Genomic DNA, 19,543 nt, shown 5'->3' with positions numbered 1-19,543 from the left:
TGGCAAAAACACAAAGGTAACGTCGTTTCACTGCTTTTAGTGTAGCCAGGTACCCACTCCCTTCCGGTGGCAAATCCGGAACGATTGTCGGCGTTCTTTTAATAAAAGACACAGGATCACGGCGATGAAAACACGAAAAATTGGACTGGCTAACTACCTGGCCTACGGCGCGGGCGATTTCCTCGGCGCCGGCACGACGGCGCTAACCGCCGCATGGCTGCTCTACTTTTACACCACCTTCTGCGGACTCTCCCCAATAGAGGCCACGCTTATATTTGCTTCTGCCCGCGTGCTGGATGCGGTGGTGAGCCCGCTGATGGGCTTTCTCACCGATAACTTCGGCACCACCTGGCTCGGCAAGCGCTTCGGCCGCAGAAAATTCTTTATTCTGCTCGGTATCCCGTGCGTATTCAGCTATTCAGCGATGTGGGTCGGCGAGATGGGCTTCTGGTACTACCTCGTCACCTATCTGCTGTTTGATATGGTTTACACCATGATTCTGGTGCCCTACGAAACGCTGGTGCCGGAGATGACCGATGATTTTAAACAGAAAACCAAATTTTCCGGCGCACGCATCTCGATGGCGCAAATGTCGGCGATTTTAGCCTCCTTTCTGCCGGGGATCCTCCTCACCTGGCTCGGTAAAGACAATGCCAGTTCATTCTTTTATGCCAGTCTGGTGTTCTCGATCCTGTGCGCGGTGATGCTGACCTTCGTCTGGTGCTTCACGTGGGAACGGCCGCGTGAGGCGTGGTCAGAGGCGGCGCTGCGGGCGGAAGCGGAAAAACAAAACTTAACCCTCGCCCAGAGCCTCAATCGCCTGGTGATTGAGCTAAGCTCCACGCTGCGGATAAAAATTTTCCGCCAGCACCTCGGCATGTATCTGGGGGGCTATATCGCCCAGGACGTCTTCAATGCCGTGTTTACCTATTACGTGGTCTTTGTCCTGATGCAGGAAGCCTCTGTCGCCTCGAATCTGCTGGGGACGATGGCCATCTTCCAGTTTATCGCGGTGATCGCCATGATCCCGCTGTGCATTCGCTTTGGCCCCGCGCCGTCCTACCGCATGGTGGTGGTCCTGTTTGGCCTGAGCTCGCTCTCGTATGCGCTGCTCTATTACGCCGGACTGAGCGACGTCTATTCCTTATTGCTGCTCATCTCTGCTGTCGCCGGACTGGGACGCGGCGGGATTAATTACGTGCCGTGGAATACCTATACCTATATTGCCGACGTCGACGAGGCGATCACCGGCCAGCGCCGCGAAGGGATTTTTGCCGGCATCATGACGCTGACTCGCAAAGCCTCGCAGGCGGGGGCGGTCATGCTGGTGGGCATCATCATGCAACTGTCGGGGTTTGTTTCCGGGCAAAAAATACAACCGCCAGGCGTGAGCCATACCATTTTACTGATCCTCAGCGTCGGCACCCTGGTGGTGTTAGCCTGCGGCTTCCTCGTCTCGCTACGCTTCAAGCTCAACCTGCACACCCATAGCATCCTGCGCAGTGAAACCCTCAGAATGCGCGATCTCGGCTGTGCCCAGCCGGAACAGACCCGTGCGGAACACCGCGCGGTGGTCGAGATGCTGGCGGGGATGCCTTACGACTGCCTGTGGGGCAATAACAATATTGGCTATCTGAATCGTCATAAACCTGCTGCCCCGGGGCTCACCCAGGGCGGCGCTTTGAATTCGACATACACCCGAGGTTAACAACATGAAAGTTTGGCCGGTCAAACATAGCCCATTACTGTGTCAGCCTGAGCGTTTTATCGCCCGCAGCGAACTGCAGGCACTGATCCGCAACGTGACGCAAAACCTGGTGAATATTAAGGATGAGAGCGGGCAATTTTTACTGCGCCTGGATGACGGGCGCGTGATCGATACCAAAGGCTGGGCCGGCTGGGAGTGGACCCACGGCGTTGGGCTGTACGGCATCTATCAGTATTACCAGCAAACCGGCGATATCGAGATGTGCGATATCATCGATCGCTGGTTTGCCGACCGCTTCGCCGAGGGGGCAACGACCAAAAACGTCAATACGATGGCCCCGTTTCTGACCCTGGCTTACCGCTTTGAAGAGACCGGCCGTATGGCATATCTGCCGTGGCTCGAGAGCTGGGCGGAGTGGGCGATGCATGAGATGCCGCGAACGGAGCAGGGCGGCATGCAGCACATGACCCTGGCGGAGGAGAACCATCAGCAAATGTGGGATGACACGCTGATGATGACCGTGTTGCCGTTAGCCAAAATTGGCAAGCTGCTTAATCGCCCGCAGTATGTGGAGGAGGCGACCTATCAGTTCCTGCTCCATGTGCAGAACCTGATGGACCGGGAGACCGGGCTGTGGTTTCACGGCTGGAGCTATGAGGGGCGGCACAACTTTGCCCGAGCGCGCTGGGCGCGGGGCAACAGCTGGCTCACCATGGTGATCCCGGATTTTCTGGAGCTGGTGGATCTCCCCGAGGGGAACGCGGTACGGCGTTATCTGATGACGGTACTCGACGCACAGATTGCCGCCTTAGCAAAATGCCAGGACGACAGCGGCCTGTGGCATACCCTGCTGGACGATCCGCACTCTTATCTTGAGGCCTCCGCGACCGCCGGCTTTGCCTACGGCATTCTCAAAGCGGTGCGCAAGCGTTACGTCGGGCAGCACTATGCCGGGGTGGCTGAAAAAGCGATTCGCGGGATTGTGCAGAATATTTCGCCGCAGGGGGAGTTGCTGCAGACCTCGTTTGGCACCGGAATGGGGTCAGACCTTGATTTTTATCGCCAGATCCCGCTTACCTCGATGCCCTATGGCCAGGCGATGGCGATCCTTTGTCTGACCGAGTATCTGCGTAAATATTTCTGAGCAGAGCGCCCCGCTGGCGGGGCGCCGAATAAAACTAACCCGGCTTTCGCCGGGTTACTGGTTACATACGCTCTACGGTTTCGATACCCAGAGTATCGAGACCCAGCTTGAGGGTTTTCGCTGTCAGCAGCGCCAGCTTCAGGCGGCTGTTGCGGATCTCCTCGCTTTCCGCGCTGAGGATCGGGCAGTGCTCGTAGAAGCCGGAGAACAGCCCCGCCAGATCGTACAGGTAGGCGCACATCACGTGCGGCGTCCCTTCGCGAGCGACCACGGAGAGGGTCTCTTCAAACTGCAGCAGGCGCGCGGCCAACTGGGCTTCGCGATCTTCGGCGATGACCACCGGCGCATCGTTCATCGCGTTTTCGTCGATGCCGGCTTTACGGAAGACGGAGAGCACGCGGGTATAGGCATACTGCATATACGGCGCGGTGTTGCCTTCGAACGCCAGCATATTATCCCAGTCAAAAACGTAATCGGTGGTGCGGTTTTTCGACAGATCGGCATATTTCACCGCGCCGATACCGACCACTTTCGCCAGATTTTCCAGCTCGTCAGCCGACATGTCCGGGTTCTTCTCCGCGACCAGGCGACGGGCGCGCTCCAGCGCTTCGTCCAGCAGATCGGCCAGCTTCACGGTACCGCCGGCGCGGGTTTTAAACGGCTTGCCGTCTTTCCCCAGCATCATACCGAACATATGGTGCTCCAGCGGCACAGAGTCCGGCACGTAGCCTGCTTTACGCACGATGGTCCACGCCTGCATCAGGTGCTGGTGCTGACGGGAGTCGATGTAATAGAGCACGCGGTCGGCGTGCAGCGTTTCATAGCGATACTTCGCGCAGGCGATATCGGTGGTGGTATAGAGGTAGCCGCCATCCTTTTTCTGGATGATGACGCCCATCGGTTCGCCTTCCTTGTTTTTGTACTCATCAAGGAACACCACGGTGGCGCCTTCGCTCTCGACGGCCAGCCCTTTGGCTTTCAGATCGGCGACGATCCCCGGCAGCATCGGGTTATACAGGCTTTCACCCATCACGTCATCGCGGGTCAGCGTCACATTCAGGCGATCGTAGGTGATTTGGTTTTGCGACATGGTGATGTCGACCAGCTTACGCCACATCTGCAGGAAGTACTGATCGCCGCCCTGCAGTTTAACCACGTAGCTACGTGCGCGCTCGGCAAAGGCTTCGTCTTCATCGTAGTGCTTTTTCGCTTCGCGATAGAAACCTTCGAGGTCGGCCAGGGCCATTTCACCGGCGTTTTCCTGCTGCTGTTTTTCCAGATACGCGATCAGCATGCCAAACTGGGTGCCCCAGTCGCCGACGTGGTTGGCGCGGATCACCTTATGACCCAGGAACTCCAGGGTACGGACTGAAGCATCACCAATGATGGTCGAACGCAGATGGCCGACGTGCATCTCTTTCGCCACGTTGGGGGCCGAGTAGTCGACGACGATAGTCTGCGCCTGCGGTTTCGTGACGCCCAGGCGCTCAGACTGCAGCGCGCGGTTGACGTTGTCCGCCAGAAACGCGGGATCGAGGAAAATATTGATAAAGCCCGGCCCGGCGATTTCAACCTTATTGGCAATGCCGTTGAGGTCAAGATGAGACAGTACCTGCTCTGCAAGTTGTCGCGGCGCCATGCCCAGTTTTTTGGCGACAGCCATCACGCCGTTGGCCTGATAGTCACCGAACTGAACTTTTGCTGACTGGCGGACCTGAGGTTCGCAATCGGCAGGCGCGCCTGCCGCGATCAGGGCCTGGCTGACTTTTTCTGAGAGAAGAGCCTGAATATTCACCGGAATACCTTACGTGTAATGCGCCTGCCCCCGAGGGAGGCGGCGCCATAATGTGGACAAATTAGGGCGGGAGTATACTGCATTTGTCCCCGTCCGTCAGCATTGCGCGCGGCGCGGCGGCGTGCGCAATCCATCGCCGTTCGGTTGCCCGTCAGCAGGGCGGCGGTTGGTCCGCAGGCCGAAACACGGTAAATTACCTTTTCATTACTGACGAGCATCATTGACGAGTAAACCCATGGCAAACTGGCAGCAAATTGAACAACTGGCCGATATTACGGCTGATCTCCCGCGATTTTCCGATGCGCTTCAGCGCTTCACTGCGCGACTGGGGCTGGAGATAGCCGGACTTGATGCCGACCATATCTCCCTGCGCTGTCATCAGAATACCACGGCGGAACGCTGGCGCCGCGGTCTGGAACAGTGCGGAACCCTGCTGTCGGAGAATATGATCAACGGCCGGCCCATTTGCCTGTTCAAACTGGCGGAGCCGGTCTGCGTGGCGCACTGGCGCTTCCATATCATTGAGCTGCCGTGGCCGGGTGAAAAGCGTTATCCCCATGAAGGCTGGGAGCATATTGAAATTGTCCTGCCTGGCGATCCGGCAACCTTAAATGCCCGTGCTCTGGCGCTGCTGGCCGATGACGGACTCAGCCAGCCGGGGATCGTCGTCAAAACCAGTTCGCCGAAAGGGCAGCATGAGCGTCTGCCGAACCCCACTCTGGCGGTGACCGACGGTAGCGTGACGGTGAAATTTCATCCGTGGTCTATTGAACAAATCGTCGCCAGCGAGCAAGCTGATACATAACAGTGTGAAGCGGCGCGGCGTCTGTGGCGCGAAATCGTGACATGCTTGAAGGATGGTCTGGATCAGGGAGAGGGAAATGGCGGTACTGGAAGTCTGTTGCTATAGCGCGGCGTGCGCCCGGGAGGCTGAGCGCTGCGGTGCCGATCGCATCGAGCTCTGCGCCGCGCCGCAGGAAGGGGGATTAACGCCCTCTTATGGGGTGCTGGTCTCGGTCCACGAGGCGATGACCATTCCGGTGCATCCGATTATTCGCCCCCGCGGTGGCGATTTCTGCTACACCGAGGCGGAGTTCGCCTCGATGCTTGCCGATGTTCAGATGGTACGTGAGCTGGGGTTCCCTGGTCTGGTGACCGGTGTGCTGGATGCTGATGGCCATGTGGATATTCCGCGGATGAAAAAAATAATGGCCGCGGCCGGGCCGCTGGCGGTGACCTTTCATCGCGCGTTCGATCTGTGTGCCGACCCGCGTCAGGCCTGGAATACACTGGGTGAGCTGGGGATTAAACGTATCCTGACTTCCGGTCAGCAACCCTCAGCGGAGAAAGGTATTTCATTAATTACGGAACTTATTGCCGCAGGGGATACTCCAATCATTATGGCCGGTGCGGGAGTCCGCGCCGCGAACCTGCCGCTGTTTCTGCAGGCGGGGGTGAAAGAGGTTCATAGCTCTGCAGGCCAGTGGTTGCCATCGGAAATGCGCTTTCGTCATCCAGGCGTTTCGATGTCAGCCGATCCTGATGCGGACGAATACAGGCGCTACGCCGTTAATGGCGAAGCGGTGGCGGAGATGAAAAGGATTATCTCCGCCTGGAGAAGTTAAACGGTTTTTTGCTGCACATCATGTCGCCCAATATGATGATTGCCCGTACCAGGCCCCTGCCCATTAAACAGGGGCCTTTTTTTATCTCGCTTTTTTCGCCAGCGACTGCTGCGTTTCCGGTTTGGTGGCGATAATCACCGCGCGCAGCGGAGCCGGATAGCCTTCCACGGTTTTGCGCTGATCCTGCGGGTCGAGGAAATCGGCCAGTGATTCACTGGTCATCCATTCGGTGCGCCGCTGCTCCTCAGTCGAGGTGACGCAGGCATCGACGATGCGCACATCGATAAACCCGCACTTCTCCAGCCACATTTTCAGGGCCGCCGCCGAGGGGATAAAATAGACGTTGCGCATCTGCGCATAGCGTTCGCCCGGAACCAGCACCGTATTTTCATCCCCTTCGACCACCAGCGTCTCCAGCACCAGCTCGCCTCCCGGCGCTAGCTGATCTTTCAACTGCCACAGGTGGTCCAGCGGCGAGCGGCGATGGTAAAGCACGCCCATCGAGAACACGGTGTCAAAAGCTTCCAGCGCCGGCAGCTGTTCGATACCCAGCGGCAGCAGATGCGCCCGCTGATCGTTACCGAGCAGCTTACGGACCGCTTCAAACTGGCACAGGAACAGCTGGGTGGGATCGATGCCGACCGCCAGATGTGCGCCGGCGCCGATCATTCGCCACATGTGATAGCCGCTGCCGCAGCCCACATCGAGGATAGTCCGCCCGGTGAGATCGGACAGGTGCGGCAGGACACGCTCCCACTTCCAGTCAGAGCGCCATTCGGTATCAATGTTAATGCCGTACAGCGAATAAGGCCCTTTGCGCCATGGCATCAGGTTTTTTAGCAGATTTTCTACCCGCAGCTGATGGCCTTCGCTAAGCGGCGTTTCGCTCTCGGCGGTGACGCTGTGCAGGAGGTCCAGACGCCAGGGCGTTAATTCAGGGAGAAACTCAACGGCACGCTCCCATTCGCGAAACTTGCCGTGCAGGGCTTCGCGCTGCCAGGCGGCTACCTGAGCTGGCAAGGTTTCCAGCCAGTGAGACAGCGGGCTTTTGGCGATCAGCTGATAGAAATTACTGAAGTCGATCATGCCTGCTCCCCGGATTTTACTGCCACCAGCGAGCCAAAGTTAAAGCACTGGAACCATAGTTCGGCATGTTCAAACCCAGCCTGACGCAGGCGGGCTTTATGGGTTTCCACGGAGTCCGTCAGCATCACGTTTTCCAGCATGCTGCGTTTCTGGCTGATCTCCAGCTCGCTGTAGCCGTTCGCGCGTTTAAAATCATGATGCATATTGAACAGCAGCTCGCCGACGTGGGCGTCTTCGAAGCTGAATTTCTCCGAGAGCACCAGCGCGCCGCCGGGGTTGAGCCCCTGATAGACTTTATTCAGGATCGCCTGGCGATCGCCTGGCTCGAGGAACTGAATGGTAAAGTTCAGGATAACCAGCGAGGCGTTTTCAATGGCCACCGCACGGATATCCCCTTCAATCACCTCGACCGGCGTCGGGGCTTTATAGGCGTCAATATGACGGCGGCAGCGTTCCACCATCGCCGGGGAGTTATCGATGGCGATAATGCGACATCCTGGATGGCTAATACTGCGGCGCACGGAAAGGGTGGCGGCGCCCAGCGAACAGCCAAGATCGTAAACCTGGGTGTTGGGCTGAACGAAGCGCTCGGCCAGCATGCCGATCATCGAGATGATATTGGAATAGCCGGGCACAGAACGCTGGATCATATCGGGGAAGACTTCAGCAACCCGTTCATCAAAGGTCCAGTCGCCGAGGCTGGCAATCGGCGCGGAAAAAAGCGTATCGCGGTGAGACATAACGTTAAACCCGAAAAAACGAAAACGGCGTATTGTGCGCTAACGGAGGGAGAAAACCAACTCCCAGGGCATATACCAGAGATTGGCCAGCACCATCAGCAACAACGCGCACCAGGTCGCGCTCATGCCGGAGCGGCGCCAGTGGTAGACGCGGTGATGAAAACCCCAGGAGTGCATCAGTCGCCCGACAATCAATAAAATGCCGCAAACGTGCACCATCCAGGTCTGGGCGCCATTCATCTCCATAAATAGCAGCAAAATGAGGCCAATCGGCACATATTCGACGGCATTACCGTGAACGCGGATGGCAACCTGCAGCTCGCTAAAGCCGCCGTCACCGTAGCCCACATGGTACTGGGTGCGTAAACGCACCACGTCGAAAGAAAACTTCACTAACAATAACGCACCTAAAACGGCATACAGCGCGCTGACCATACGAAAACTCCCTTTAACTCTGGCAGATGGCTCCGATTATGATAGCAGGATATCAGAAAAGGGAGGATTGCTGCGGAATCGACGGCGCATTTCCTGCCGCCGGCAGGGCGGTGTGCAGATCGCTCCACAGCGTATCCACCAGTGTTGGCGCGTAAGCAATGTCAGGGGTATGCAGGAACAGCCACGGGGTGCCAGACTGATGCCACTTCGGCAGGGTCTGCAGCCAGACGCGAAACAGTTCCCGGTTGTGGGCCATGTCGTCACCGCCGATAAAGCGCACCATCGGCTGCCGGGCGGTCATCACCGCATGTACCGGCACTTTGGGTTTCTTTTTCTGCGCGTCGATCATTGCCGGGCTGGTGGCCGCGGCGCTGTGGACCGGGCGGCTGTCGAGGATCACGCGGTTAACGTTGCGCTCGTGCAGCCCTCGATTGAGCTGCTGTTCCGCTTCGCCTTTGGCGAAGAATTCGGGGTGACGAACCTCGACGCCGTAGGTGAAATCCGTCGGCAGCCCGTCGAGAAATTGCCATAACGCGGGGAGATCGCGAGGACCGAAGGTCGCCGGCAGCTGCAGCCAGTACTGGCCGATGCGCGAGGCCAGCGGCGCCAGGCGGGCAAAAAATTCACTGCTTAACTCGTCGCAATGACGCAGGGCGGCCTGGTGCGAGATGGTGGCCGGGAATTTGAAGCAGAAGCGGAAGTCATCGTGGGTCTGTTCATACCAGCGGGTGACTATCTCCGGCTTCGGCAGCGCATACAGGGTAGTGTTGCCCTCCACGCAGTTAAAGTGGCGGGCGTACTCTTCAAGGCTGGTGATGCCAAGGCGCACCCATTTCGGGTGCGACCACTGGGGAAGCCCAATATAAATCATAGCGCGGCGAGGATCTCCTCGGTGCTGCGCACCCGACCGATGCGCGGGAAAATATGCGTCATGCTGCCCTGATGCTGCTCGGCGGAGGCGGCGCTGCAGGCATCTTCAGCGATGACCAGGTTAAAACCCAGCTCCCAGGCGTTGCGGGCGGTGGATTCGACGCCGATATTGGTGGAGATGCCGCAGAGAATAATGGTGTCGATACCGCGGCGGCGCAGCTGAAGCTCAAGGTCGGTGCCATAGAACGCGCCCCACTGGCGTTTGGTCACTTCGATATCGCTCTCCTGCTTACCGAGCGTGGCCGGGTAGGTCCACCAGTTTTCAGGCAGCGTATGCGCCCCGGCCTGAGCGTCGACAGGCTGTTTCAGCGCTTCAGCGAAATCGGCCGACCAGCCGACGCGGACCATGATGACCGGTGAACCCTGTTGTCGACACTGGTCTGCCAGGCGAGCGGCACGCGCCACCACCTCGTCAGCCCGATGTGGTCCGCCGGCGAAAGGCAGAATGCCTTCCTGCAGATCGATCACCACCAGCGCCGTTTTTTTTGCATTGAGTTCTAACATGGTATCCCCGTATCTTGTTCTGTTGTCAGGCGGCTACAATACCTGCGCGGCTTCTGCAAAAGGGTAACAAATATTGTTAATTTATGTGAGTGTAGACGTTAAGCGCGCAGCAAAGCAGCGTACATCGTGCGTCGGACTTATCGAACGACAGAATTTCCAGTATAATAGCCGCCTTTTTTCATTCAGTTGTGACATCAGCTAAAGCTGCGACCTCGTCGCCTGCAGGGCAGACGACAATCCGCCGACGGCTAAGTTAAGGGATATCTCATGCGTACAGAATATTGCGGACAGCTTCGACAGTCCCACGTTGGGCAGCAGGTGACTCTGTGTGGTTGGGTCAACCGCCGTCGCGATCTCGGTAGCCTCATTTTTATCGACATGCGCGACCGCGAAGGCATCGTTCAGGTGTTTTTCGACCCGGATCGTGCGGATGCGTTGAAATTAGCCTCTGAACTGCGTAATGAGTTCTGCATTCAGGTCACTGGCACCGTCCGCGCGCGTGAAGAGAAAAACATCAACGCGGACATGGCCACCGGCGCCATCGAAGTGCTGGCCTCCGATCTGACGATCATTAACCGCTCAGAATCGCTGCCGCTGGACTCCAATCACGTCAACACCGAAGAAGCGCGTCTGAAATACCGCTACCTCGACCTGCGTCGTCCGGAAATGGCGCAGCGTCTGAAAACCCGCGCGAAAATCACCAGCTTTGTGCGTCGCTTTATGGATGACCATGGCTTCCTCGACATCGAAACCCCGATGTTGACTAAAGCCACCCCGGAAGGCGCTCGCGATTACCTCGTGCCTTCCCGCGTGCATAAAGGCAAATTCTACGCGCTGCCGCAGTCCCCGCAGCTGTTCAAACAGCTGCTGATGATGTCCGGGTTCGATCGCTATTATCAGATCGTTAAATGCTTCCGCGATGAAGACCTGCGTGCCGACCGTCAGCCTGAATTTACCCAGATCGACGTGGAAACCTCCTTTATGACCGCGCCGCAGGTGCGTGAGATCATGGAAGCGATGGTGCGTCAGCTGTGGCTGGAAATTAAAGGCGTCGACCTGGGCGATTTCCCGATCATGACCTTCGCCGAAGCCGAACGTCGTTACGGCTCCGATAAACCAGATCTGCGTAACCCGATGGAGCTGGTGGACGTCGCCGACCTGCTGAAGTCCGTGGAGTTCGCGGTCTTTGCCGGCCCGGCCAACGATCCGAAAGGACGTGTGGCGGCGCTGCGCGTCCCGGGCGGTGCCTCTCTGACCCGCAAGCTGATTGACGAATACGGCAACTTTGTGAAGATCTACGGCGCGAAGGGGCTGGCCTATATTAAAGTGACCGAGCGTGCGAAAGGCATGGACGGGATCAACAGCCCGGTGGCGAAGTTCCTGACCGCTGAGATCGTGGAAGCCATCCTCGAGCGCACCGGCGCGCAGGACGGCGATATGATCTTCTTCGGCGCCGACAACAAGAAAGTGGTGGCTGACGCGCTGGGCGCGCTGCGTCTGAAGCTCGGTAAAGACCTGAGCCTGACTGACGAAAGCAAATGGGCGCCGCTGTGGGTGATCGACTTCCCGATGTTCGAAGACGACGGCGAAGGCGGCCTGACGGCGATGCACCATCCGTTCACCTCGCCAAAAGATATGACGGCGGACGAGCTGAAAGCCGCGCCGGAAGAGGCTGTAGCCAACGCCTACGATATGGTCATTAATGGGTATGAAGTCGGCGGCGGTTCTGTGCGTATCCACCGCGGCGACATGCAGCAAACTGTATTTGGCATCCTGGGCATTAACGAGCAAGAGCAGCGTGAAAAATTCGGCTTCCTTCTGGATGCGCTGAAATACGGTACGCCGCCGCATGCGGGCCTGGCGTTCGGTCTTGACCGCCTGACTATGCTGCTGACCGGTACCGATAACATCCGCGACGTTATCGCCTTCCCGAAAACCACCGCGGCGGCCTGTCTGATGACCGAAGCGCCAAGCTTCGCGAATCCTGCCTCACTTGGTGAACTGGGTATTCAGGTTGTGGAGAAAGAGACAAAAGCGTCTCTGGAGAACAAGTAATATGTCATTTAAGCTGCCCGTTTCGGTGCTGGTGGTGATTTACGCCAAAGATACGAAACGGGTGCTGATGTTACAGCGGCGCGACGATCCCGCGTTCTGGCAGTCGGTGACCGGCAGCCTAGAAGCAGGAGAGACCGCGCTGCAGGCCGCCGCGCGTGAAGTAAAGGAAGAGGTCGCCATTGATGTTGCCTGCGAGCAACTGACCTTAATTGACTGTCAGCGCACGGTGGAGTTCGAGATATTTTCTCATTTGCGTCATCGCTATGCGCCGGGTGTAGAGCGCAATACAGAATTCTGGTTCTGTCTTGCGCTGCCTCATGAGCGGGAGATTACCTTCACCGAACATCTGGCCTACCGCTGGGTCAGCGCGACGGAAGCCGCTGCGCTGACCAAGTCGTGGAGCAACCGGCAGGCGATTGAAGAATTTGTAATTAACGCCGCCTGAAAGGGCGCGCTTTTTGGAGAGTTTTTTATGGCAGGTCATAGTAAATGGGCCAACACCAAACACCGCAAAGCGGCACAGGATGCTAAACGCGGTAAAATCTTTACGAAAATCATTCGCGAGCTGGTGACTGCGGCGCGTCTGGGCGGCGGCGACGCGGCTTCCAACCCGCGTCTGCGTGCAGCCGTTGATAAAGCGTTGTCTAACAACATGACGCGCGACACCCTGAACCGCGCCATCGCGCGCGGCGTCGGCGGTGATGAAGACGCGAACATGGAAACCATCATTTACGAAGGCTATGGCCCTGGCGGTACCGCGGTAATGGTGGAATGTCTGTCCGACAACCGTAACCGTACCGTTGCGGAAGTGCGTCACGCCTTCACCAAAACCGGTGGTAACCTCGGTACCGACGGCTCCGTGTCCTATCTGTTCAGTAAGAAAGGCGTCATCTCCTTCGAGAAAGGCGATGAAGACACCATCATGGAAGCGGCGCTGGAAGCCGGCGCAGAAGACGTGGTGACCTATGACGACGGCGCCATCGACGTCTACACCGCGTGGGAAGAGATGGGCGCCGTGCGCGACGCGCTGGAAGCCGCTGGCCTGAAAGCCGACGCTGCCGAAGTCTCGATGATCCCGTCCACCAAAGCGGATATGGATGCCGAGACGGCGCCGAAGCTGCTGCGTCTGATCGATATGCTCGAAGACTGCGACGACGTGCAGGAAGTGTACCATAACGGCGAGATCTCCGACGAGGTCGCAGCCACCCTGTGATGCAGTCGCATCCACGGTTAACTGGAGGCGCGTGATGGCTATTATTCTCGGCATTGACCCGGGGTCGCGCGTCACCGGTTATGGCGTGATCCGTCAGGTCGGACGGCAGTTGAGCTACCTTGGCAGCGGATGCATCCGCACCAAAGTGGACGATCTGCCGTCGCGGCTGAAGCTGATTTACGCTGGGGTGACGGAGATCATCACCCAGTTCCAGCCCGACTATTTCGCCATTGAGCAGGTCTTTATGGCGAAGAACGCCGATTCGGCGTTAAAGCTCGGCCAGGCGCGGGGAGTGGCGATTGTTGCAGCGACCAATCAGTCGCTGCCGGTGTTTGAATACGCCGCCCGCCAGGTCAAGCAGACCGTTGTCGGGATCGGCAGTGCCGAAAAGAGCCAGGTCCAGCACATGGTGCGTACCTTGCTCAAGCTGCCTGCCAATCCGCAGGCGGATGCGGCGGATGCGCTGGCGATTGCCATCACCCACTGCCATGTTAGCCAGAATGCCGCTCAGATTAGTGAGACCCGGCTCAATCTGGCGCGAGGGCGCTTACGATAATCGCAAATCAGGCTGGATATCTATCCAGCCTTTTTTTATGATACCGCCAGATACTTAGACCATAACGCAGGAGCCCCATGTGATAGGCAGACTCAGAGGCATCATTCTCGAAAAACAACCCCCGCTGGTGTTGCTGGAAACAGCGGGCGTCGGCTATGAAGTGCATATGCCAATGACCTGCTTCTATGAGCTGCCGGAGGCCGGTCAGGAGGCGATAGTCTTTACCCACTTTGTGGTGCGTGAAGATGCCCAGCTGCTGTATGGTTTTAACAACAAACAGGAACGTACGCTGTTTAAAGAGCTGATTAAAACCAACGGCGTGGGGCCAAAGCTGGCGCTGGCGATCCTCTCCGGCATGTCGGCGCAGCAGTTCGTCAACGCCGTTGAGAGGGAAGAAGTCGCCTCGCTGGTGAAGCTGCCGGGGATTGGCAAAAAAACCGCTGAACGCCTGATCGTCGAGATGAAAGACCGCTTCAAAGGGCTGCACGGCGACCTGTTCACTCCGGCGGCCGATCTGGTGCTGACTTCACCGGCAGGCCCGACGGCAGATGATGCCGAACAGGAAGCGGTTGCCGCGCTGGTCGCGCTGGGCTATAAACCGCAGGAGGCCAGCCGGATGGTAAGCAAGATCGCGCGTCCGGACGCCAATAGTGAAACGCTAATCCGCGAAGCGCTGCGCGCCGCGTTGTGAGGTAAGGGATGATTGAAGCAGACCGGCTGATCTCGGCAGACAGCAGCGGCGCAGAAGAGGCCGTTGACCGCGCCATCCGCCCAAAATTGCTGGCAGAGTATGTCGGCCAGCCGCAGGTGCGCTCGCAGATGGAGATCTTTATCCAGGCGGCGAAACTGCGCGGCGACGCCCTCGATCACCTGCTGATTTTTGGCCCGCCTGGGTTGGGGAAAACCACCCTGGCGAACATTGTCGCCAATGAGATGGGGGTGAATCTGCGCACCACCTCCGGCCCGGTGCTGGAGAAAGCAGGCGATCTCGCCGCGATGCTCACCAACCTCGAACCGCACGACGTGCTGTTTATCGATGAGATCCATCGCCTCTCGCCGGTGGTGGAAGAGGTGCTCTACCCGGCGATGGAAGACTATCAGCTGGATATTATGATTGGCGAAGGTCCGGCGGCGCGCTCCATCAAAATCGATCTGCCGCCGTTTACCCTGATCGGCGCCACCACCCGGGCCGGTTCATTGACCTCGCCGCTGCGCGACCGCTTTGGCATCGTGCAGCGTCTGGAGTTCTATCAGATACCCGATCTACAGCATATTGTCAGCCGCAGCGCCCGCCATATGGGGCTGGAGATGAGCGACGAAGGCGCGCTGGAAGTGGCCCGTCGTTCACGCGGCACGCCGCGTATCGCCAACCGTCTGCTACGTCGGGTGCGCGACTTCGCGGAAGTGCGCCATGACGGCACCATCTCTGCCGACATTGCCGCCCAGGCGCTGGATATGCTGAATGTCGATGCGGAAGGGTTCGACTATATGGACCGCAAACTGCTGCTGGCGGTGATAGATAAATTCTTTGGTGGGCCGGTGGGGCTGGATAACCTTGCCGCCGCGATCGGCGAAGAGCGGGAAACCATTGAAGATGTGCTGGAGCCTTATTTAATTCAGCAGGGTTTTCTGCAGCGTACGCCGCGGGGAAGAATGGCGACGGTGCGCGCCTGGAATCATTTCGGCATTACGCCGCCGGAAATGCCATAGTGCGTTGCGGCAGAGCAGTGCGTGTGGAGGCCCGGTCAACAGCATGACCGGGCTTTTTCATTTTCAGCTGGCGGCTTTTTTCGTCATGCTGAGGATAAACAGCGCGGCGGCGCACAGCACCACCGATGGCCCTGCGGGGGTATCGTAGAAGGCCGATAGGGTTAGCCCCCCGGTGACCGCCAACATGCCCACGCCAACTGCCACGGCGGCCATCTGCTCCGGCGTGCGGGCAAAACGGCGGGCGGTGGCTGCCGGGATAATCAGCAGGGAAGTGATGATCAGCGCGCCGACGAACTTCATCGCCACGCCGATAGTCAGGGCGGTGACCAGCATCAACAGCAACTTCACGCGCTGCAGCTTCACGCCATCGACAAACGCCAGATCCGGACTGATGGTCATCGCCAGCAGAGGTCGCCACTGCCAGAGCAGGATACCAATCACAATCACTACGCCAATGGCGATGGCAATCAAATCCTGCGGCGTCACTGCCAGCAGATCGCCGAACAGGTATGCCATCAGATCTACGCGGACGTTAGACATCAGACTGACCACCACCAGCCCCAGCGACAGTGCGCTGTGCGCCATGATGCCCAGCAGGGTATCGATCGCCAGATGGGGGCGTTTCTCCAGCCACACCAGCCCGCCGGCCAGCAGCAGGGTCACGGCGATCACCGCATAAAACGGATTGATGTTAAGCAGTAAGCCGAAAGCGACGCCGAGCAGCGACGCATGCGCCAGCGTATCGCCAAAATAGGACATGCGGCGCCAAACCACAAAGGAGCCCAGCGGACCGGCGGCGCAGGCCAGCATCATCCCGGCAAGCCAGCCAGGTAACAGAAGTTCAATCATTAGCGGCTGTTTCCCCGACGCAGTACAATTCGCCCCTGAAGGTCGTGGCGGTGATTATGGTGGTGGCGGTAAATCCCCAGCTGTTCCGCGCCGCGCGGGCCGAACATGGAGATAAACTCCGGATGCATGGAGACCACCTCCGGCGCGCCGGAGCAGCAGATATGCTGGTTCAGGCACAGGACTTCGTCGGTTTTGGCCATCACCAGATGCAGGTCGTGCGATACCATCAGCACTGCGCAGTCCAGTTCATGGCGCAACTGGTCGATAAGATCGTAAAGCGCCACCTGGCCATTGACGTCAACCCCCTGGGTCGGTTCATCCAGCACCAGCAGCTGTGGGCGGTTGAGCAGGGCGCGGGCCAGCAGTACGCGCTGGGTTTCGCCGCCGGAGAGTTTTTGCATCGGCGCGTCGATCAGATGCCCGGCCTGCACACGTTTCAGTGCCGGCAGGATGTCGTCTTTGCGGGTACCCGGGCGTAAACGCAGGAAGCGGCTGACGGTCAGCGGCAGTGTGGCGTCAAGATGCAGCTTCTGCGGCACATAGCCGATCCGCAGGCGTTCTTCCCGCTTGATGACACCTTCTGTCGGTGCTACCAGCCCCAGAACCACCCGCACAAGGGTCGATTTACCGGCGCCGTTCGGGCCCAGTAGCGTTAATATTTTGCCTGGCGTGAGTACCAGCGAGATGTCAGACAGCACGCGGCGTTGGCCAAAGGCCACCGACACATTTTCCAGCGTAACAAGGTTTGTCATAGTAATTTAGGGTTGCACAAGCTAGTGAATGTTATAATATCACATCACATTCACTCGTTTCGATGACTAGACGCATTATGTTACATAAAAATACGCTTCTTTGCGCTGGACTTAGCGCTGTTTTTTTGTTCGCGCAGGTTCCGCTGGCCAGCGCCGCCGTAGTGACTTCCATGAAACCGCTGGGCTTTATTGCAGCCGCTATCGCCGATGGGGTGACAGATACTCAGGTGCTATTGCCCGACGGCGCCTCAGAGCATGACTATTCACTGCGGCCTTCTGATGTAAAACGCTTACAGAACGCAGACTTAGTGGTATGGATTGGTCCGGAAATGGAAGCCTTTATGGATAAGTCGACGCAAAGCATTGCGGCGAATAAAAAGGTGACCATCGCGGAGCTGGATGGGGTGAAGCCGCTGCTGATGACCGGCGCTGACGACGATGACGATCATCATGGTCATGACCACGGCGCAGCAGAAAAAAGTGACGGCGATCACCATCACGGTATTTACAATATGCATCTGTGGTTATCCCCAGAGATAGCGCGGCTTTCGGCGGTTGCAATCCACGATAAATTATTGGAACTTATGCCGCAGAGTCGAGCCAAACTCGACAGCAACCTGCAGCAGTTCGAGGCCGCGCTGGCGGCAACTGACAAGCAGGTTAGCAATGAGCTGGCACCGCTGAAAGGGAAGGGCTATTTCGTTTTTCATGACGCCTACGGTTACTTTGAAAAACACTACGGTTTGACCTCACTGGGGCACTTTACCGTCAACCCTGAAATACAGCCTGGTGCGCAGCGTTTACACGAAATCAGAACACAACTGGTTGAGCAGAAGGCCACGTGCGTTTTTGCTGAGCCACAGTTCAGGCCAGCGGTTATCGAAGCTGTTGCCCGGGGCACTTCTGTGCGCATGGGAACCCTGGATCCGCTGGGTACTGGAATTACGTTGGGTAAAGCGAGTTACCCACAATTCCTGACCCAGCTGGCGAATCAGTATTCGAGCTGCCTGAAAGGAGATTAACGAGGAAGTGAATACGTGCAACAGATAGCCCGCGCTGTCACTCAGGCATTCAACAATCTGCCACGACCTCATCGCGTCATGTTGGGGTCGCTTAGCGTTCTTACCTTAGCGGTCGCCGTCTGGCGACCCTACATTTACCACCCGGAATCCGCCCCCATCGTCAGAACCATTGAACTGGAAAAAAGCGAGATCCGTTCCCTGCTGCCGGAAGCCTCCGAGCCGATCGACCAGGCCCCGCAGGAAGAAGAAGCCATTCCTCAGGATGAGCTCGACGAGAAGGCCGATACCGATGCCGGCGGTCACGAATATGTGGTGTCGACCGGCGATACGCTCAGCAGCATCCTGAACCAGTACGGTATCGATATGGGTGATATCGCCCAGCTTTCCTCCGCCGATAAAGAGCTGCGTAATCTGAAGATTGGCCAGCAGCTCTCCTGGACTCTGACCGCGGACGGCGATCTGCAGAGTCTGACCTGGGAGATGTCCCGCCGCGAAACCCGCACTTATACCCGTGTGGACAACGGTTTTAAAATGAGCAGCGAGCTGCAGAAAGGCGACTGGGTCAACAATGTACTGAAGGGCACCGTCGGCGCCAGCTTTGTCTCCAGCGCACGCGACGCCGGGCTGACCAGTACCGAAATCAGCGCGGTGATCAAGGCCATGCAGTGGCAGATGGATTTCCGTAAGCTGAAAAAAGGCGACGAGTTCTCGGTATTGATGTCGCGTGAAATGCTCGACGGTAAGCGCGAGCAAAGTCAGCTGCTGGGCGTGCGTTTGCGCTCCGATGGTAAAGACTACTTTGCTATCCGTGCCGAAGACGGCAAATTCTACGATCGTAACGGGACGGGGCTGGCGAAAGGCTTTATGCGCTTCCCAACGGCGCGTCAGTTCCGCGTCTCCTCTAACTTTAACCCGCGTCGTCTGAACCCGGTCACCGGGCGCGTCGCGCCGCACCGTGGCGTCGATTTCGCGATGCCGCAGGGGACGCCGGTGCTGGCAGTCGGCGATGGCGAAGTGGTGGTGGCCAAGCGCAGCGGCGCTGCCGGGTATTATGTTGCTATCCGCCATGGTCGCACCTATACCACCCGCTATATGCACTTGCGTAAGCTGCTGGTGAAACCGGGGCAGAAAGTGAAGCGCGGCGATCGTATCGCGCTGTCGGGGAATACCGGCCGCTCTACCGGACCGCATCTGCACTACGAAGTGTGGATCAACCAGCAGGCGGTCAACCCGCTGACGGCTAAGCTGCCGCGTACCGAAGGGCTGAGCGGTTCCGACCGTACCGATTACCTGGCGCAGGTCAAAGAGGTCGTCCCGCAGCTGCGGTTTGACTAACTACCGGTCAGTGGAAAGCCGGTGCCCCAGGGCGCCGGCTTTTTCTTTTGTAGGTTACCCAACGTCTCGCTACACTATCCCATT

General features: G+C 58.1%; 20 protein-coding genes. 12 read left to right on the top strand and 8 right to left on the bottom strand.

The genetic code is table 11. The features are described from left to right. Positions 1-124: 124 nt before the first annotated feature. Both CWM61_RS04150 and CWM61_RS04145 read left to right on the top strand, forming a co-directional pair. Positions 125-1,708: an MFS transporter gene (locus tag CWM61_RS04150; protein ID WP_100630733.1), complete on the top strand. Its 1,584-nt coding sequence runs from the start codon at positions 125-127 to the stop codon at positions 1,706-1,708. Positions 1,709-1,712: 4 nt separating this feature from the next. Next, a complete protein-coding gene (locus CWM61_RS04145; RefSeq protein WP_061154084.1) occupies positions 1,713-2,852 on the top strand; it encodes a glycoside hydrolase family 105 protein in 1,140 nt (379 codons plus the stop codon). 61 nt (positions 2,853-2,913) lie between these two features. Here the strand turns inward: CWM61_RS04145 and argS are convergent, their stop codons facing one another. Continuing rightward, a complete protein-coding gene (gene argS, locus CWM61_RS04140) occupies positions 2,914-4,647 on the bottom strand; it encodes an arginine--tRNA ligase (RefSeq protein WP_100630732.1) in 1,734 nt (577 codons plus the stop codon). A gap of 235 nt (positions 4,648-4,882) precedes the next feature. Here argS and CWM61_RS04135 point away from each other — a divergent pair, with 235 nt between their 5' ends. Both CWM61_RS04135 and cutC read left to right on the top strand, forming a co-directional pair. After that, a complete protein-coding gene (locus tag CWM61_RS04135) occupies positions 4,883-5,452 on the top strand; it encodes a VOC family protein (RefSeq protein WP_008804239.1) in 570 nt (189 codons plus the stop codon). Between the two features lie 76 nt (positions 5,453-5,528). After that, a complete protein-coding gene (gene cutC / locus CWM61_RS04130; protein WP_074385445.1) occupies positions 5,529-6,272 on the top strand; it encodes a copper homeostasis protein CutC in 744 nt (247 codons plus the stop codon). Positions 6,273-6,353: 81 nt separating this feature from the next. Here cutC and cmoB read toward each other — a convergent pair whose 3' ends face one another. From cmoB to CWM61_RS04105, 5 genes are read right to left on the bottom strand one after another with little or no spacing between them, the layout of a single operon-like run. Next, positions 6,354-7,358 (bottom strand): tRNA 5-methoxyuridine(34)/uridine 5-oxyacetic acid(34) synthase CmoB, encoded by a 1,005-nt coding sequence (cmoB, locus tag CWM61_RS04125; RefSeq protein WP_100630731.1) that lies wholly within the window; start codon positions 7,356-7,358, stop codon positions 6,354-6,356. Next, the gene (cmoA, locus tag CWM61_RS04120) at positions 7,355-8,098 is read right to left on the bottom strand and encodes a carboxy-S-adenosyl-L-methionine synthase CmoA (RefSeq protein WP_100630730.1); all 744 of its coding nucleotides are present in this window, start codon (positions 8,096-8,098) and stop codon (positions 7,355-7,357) included. Before cmoA ends, cmoB begins: the two co-directional genes overlap by 4 nt. Positions 8,099-8,137: 39 nt before the next feature. Next, positions 8,138-8,533, bottom strand: coding sequence for an MAPEG family protein (locus CWM61_RS04115; protein ID WP_008804243.1), 396 nt, complete (start codon positions 8,531-8,533; stop codon positions 8,138-8,140). A 52-nt stretch (positions 8,534-8,585) separates the two neighbouring features. Beyond that, positions 8,586-9,404 carry a DUF72 domain-containing protein gene (locus CWM61_RS04110; protein WP_100630729.1) on the bottom strand — a complete coding sequence of 273 codons (819 nt, stop codon included), beginning with the start codon at positions 9,402-9,404 and terminating at the stop codon, positions 8,586-8,588. Next, the gene (locus CWM61_RS04105; RefSeq protein WP_100630728.1) at positions 9,401-9,967 is read right to left on the bottom strand and encodes a hydrolase; all 567 of its coding nucleotides are present in this window, start codon (positions 9,965-9,967) and stop codon (positions 9,401-9,403) included. Before CWM61_RS04105 ends, CWM61_RS04110 begins: the two co-directional genes overlap by 4 nt. A 267-nt stretch (positions 9,968-10,234) precedes the next feature. On the opposite strand from CWM61_RS04105, the gene aspS reads away from it, so the two are divergent. The 6 genes from aspS (at position 10,235) to ruvB (ending at position 15,501) form a co-directional block, all read left to right on the top strand. Next, positions 10,235-12,022, top strand: coding sequence for an aspartate--tRNA ligase (gene aspS / locus CWM61_RS04100; protein ID WP_061154091.1), 1,788 nt, complete (start codon positions 10,235-10,237; stop codon positions 12,020-12,022). Between the two features lies 1 nt (position 12,023). Continuing rightward, on the top strand, positions 12,024-12,467 hold the full coding sequence (nudB, locus tag CWM61_RS04095) for a dihydroneopterin triphosphate diphosphatase (protein WP_100630727.1): 444 nt from the start codon (positions 12,024-12,026) through the stop codon (positions 12,465-12,467). 27 nt (positions 12,468-12,494) lie between these two features. Next, entirely contained in the window at positions 12,495-13,235 is a 741-nt protein-coding gene (locus tag CWM61_RS04090; protein ID WP_061154093.1) for a YebC/PmpR family DNA-binding transcriptional regulator, read from the top strand. Between the two features lie 34 nt (positions 13,236-13,269). Then, entirely contained in the window at positions 13,270-13,791 is a 522-nt protein-coding gene (gene ruvC / locus CWM61_RS04085; RefSeq protein WP_061154094.1) for a crossover junction endodeoxyribonuclease RuvC, read from the top strand. 79 nt (positions 13,792-13,870) lie between these two features. Next, complete coding sequence (ruvA, locus tag CWM61_RS04080) at positions 13,871-14,482, top strand: Holliday junction branch migration protein RuvA (RefSeq protein ID WP_002911454.1); 612 nt, start codon at positions 13,871-13,873, stop codon at positions 14,480-14,482. An 8-nt stretch (positions 14,483-14,490) separates the two neighbouring features. Continuing rightward, positions 14,491-15,501, top strand: a complete 1,011-nt coding sequence (gene ruvB, locus CWM61_RS04075) for a Holliday junction branch migration DNA helicase RuvB (protein ID WP_074385449.1) — start codon at positions 14,491-14,493, stop codon at positions 15,499-15,501. Between the two features lie 63 nt (positions 15,502-15,564). Here the strand turns inward: ruvB and znuB are convergent, their stop codons facing one another. Further along, positions 15,565-16,350, bottom strand: a complete 786-nt coding sequence (znuB, locus tag CWM61_RS04070) for a zinc ABC transporter permease subunit ZnuB (protein WP_074385450.1) — start codon at positions 16,348-16,350, stop codon at positions 15,565-15,567. Beyond that, on the bottom strand, positions 16,350-17,069 hold the full coding sequence (gene znuC / locus CWM61_RS04065; RefSeq protein WP_233446057.1) for a zinc ABC transporter ATP-binding protein ZnuC: 720 nt from the start codon (positions 17,067-17,069) through the stop codon (positions 16,350-16,352). The genes znuB and znuC overlap by 1 nt, the downstream gene beginning before the upstream one ends. A 110-nt stretch (positions 17,070-17,179) precedes the next feature. Between znuC and znuA the strand changes: the two genes are divergently transcribed. Further along, positions 17,180-18,124 carry a zinc ABC transporter substrate-binding protein ZnuA gene (gene znuA / locus CWM61_RS04060; protein WP_100630725.1) on the top strand — a complete coding sequence of 315 codons (945 nt, stop codon included), beginning with the start codon at positions 17,180-17,182 and terminating at the stop codon, positions 18,122-18,124. Positions 18,125-18,139: 15 nt separating this feature from the next. Then, a complete protein-coding gene (mepM, locus tag CWM61_RS04055) occupies positions 18,140-19,459 on the top strand; it encodes a murein DD-endopeptidase MepM (RefSeq protein ID WP_061154098.1) in 1,320 nt (439 codons plus the stop codon). The last annotated feature ends 84 nt before the right edge of the window (positions 19,460-19,543 follow it).

The sequence above is a fragment of the Klebsiella sp. K-Nf6 genome (assembly GCF_002806655.1).
In the GTDB taxonomy this organism is placed as follows: Bacteria; Pseudomonadota; Gammaproteobacteria; order Enterobacterales; family Enterobacteriaceae; genus Klebsiella; species Klebsiella variicola.
Note: the sequence above shows the minus strand (reverse complement) of the source record. Positions and strands in the feature narration are given on the sequence as shown.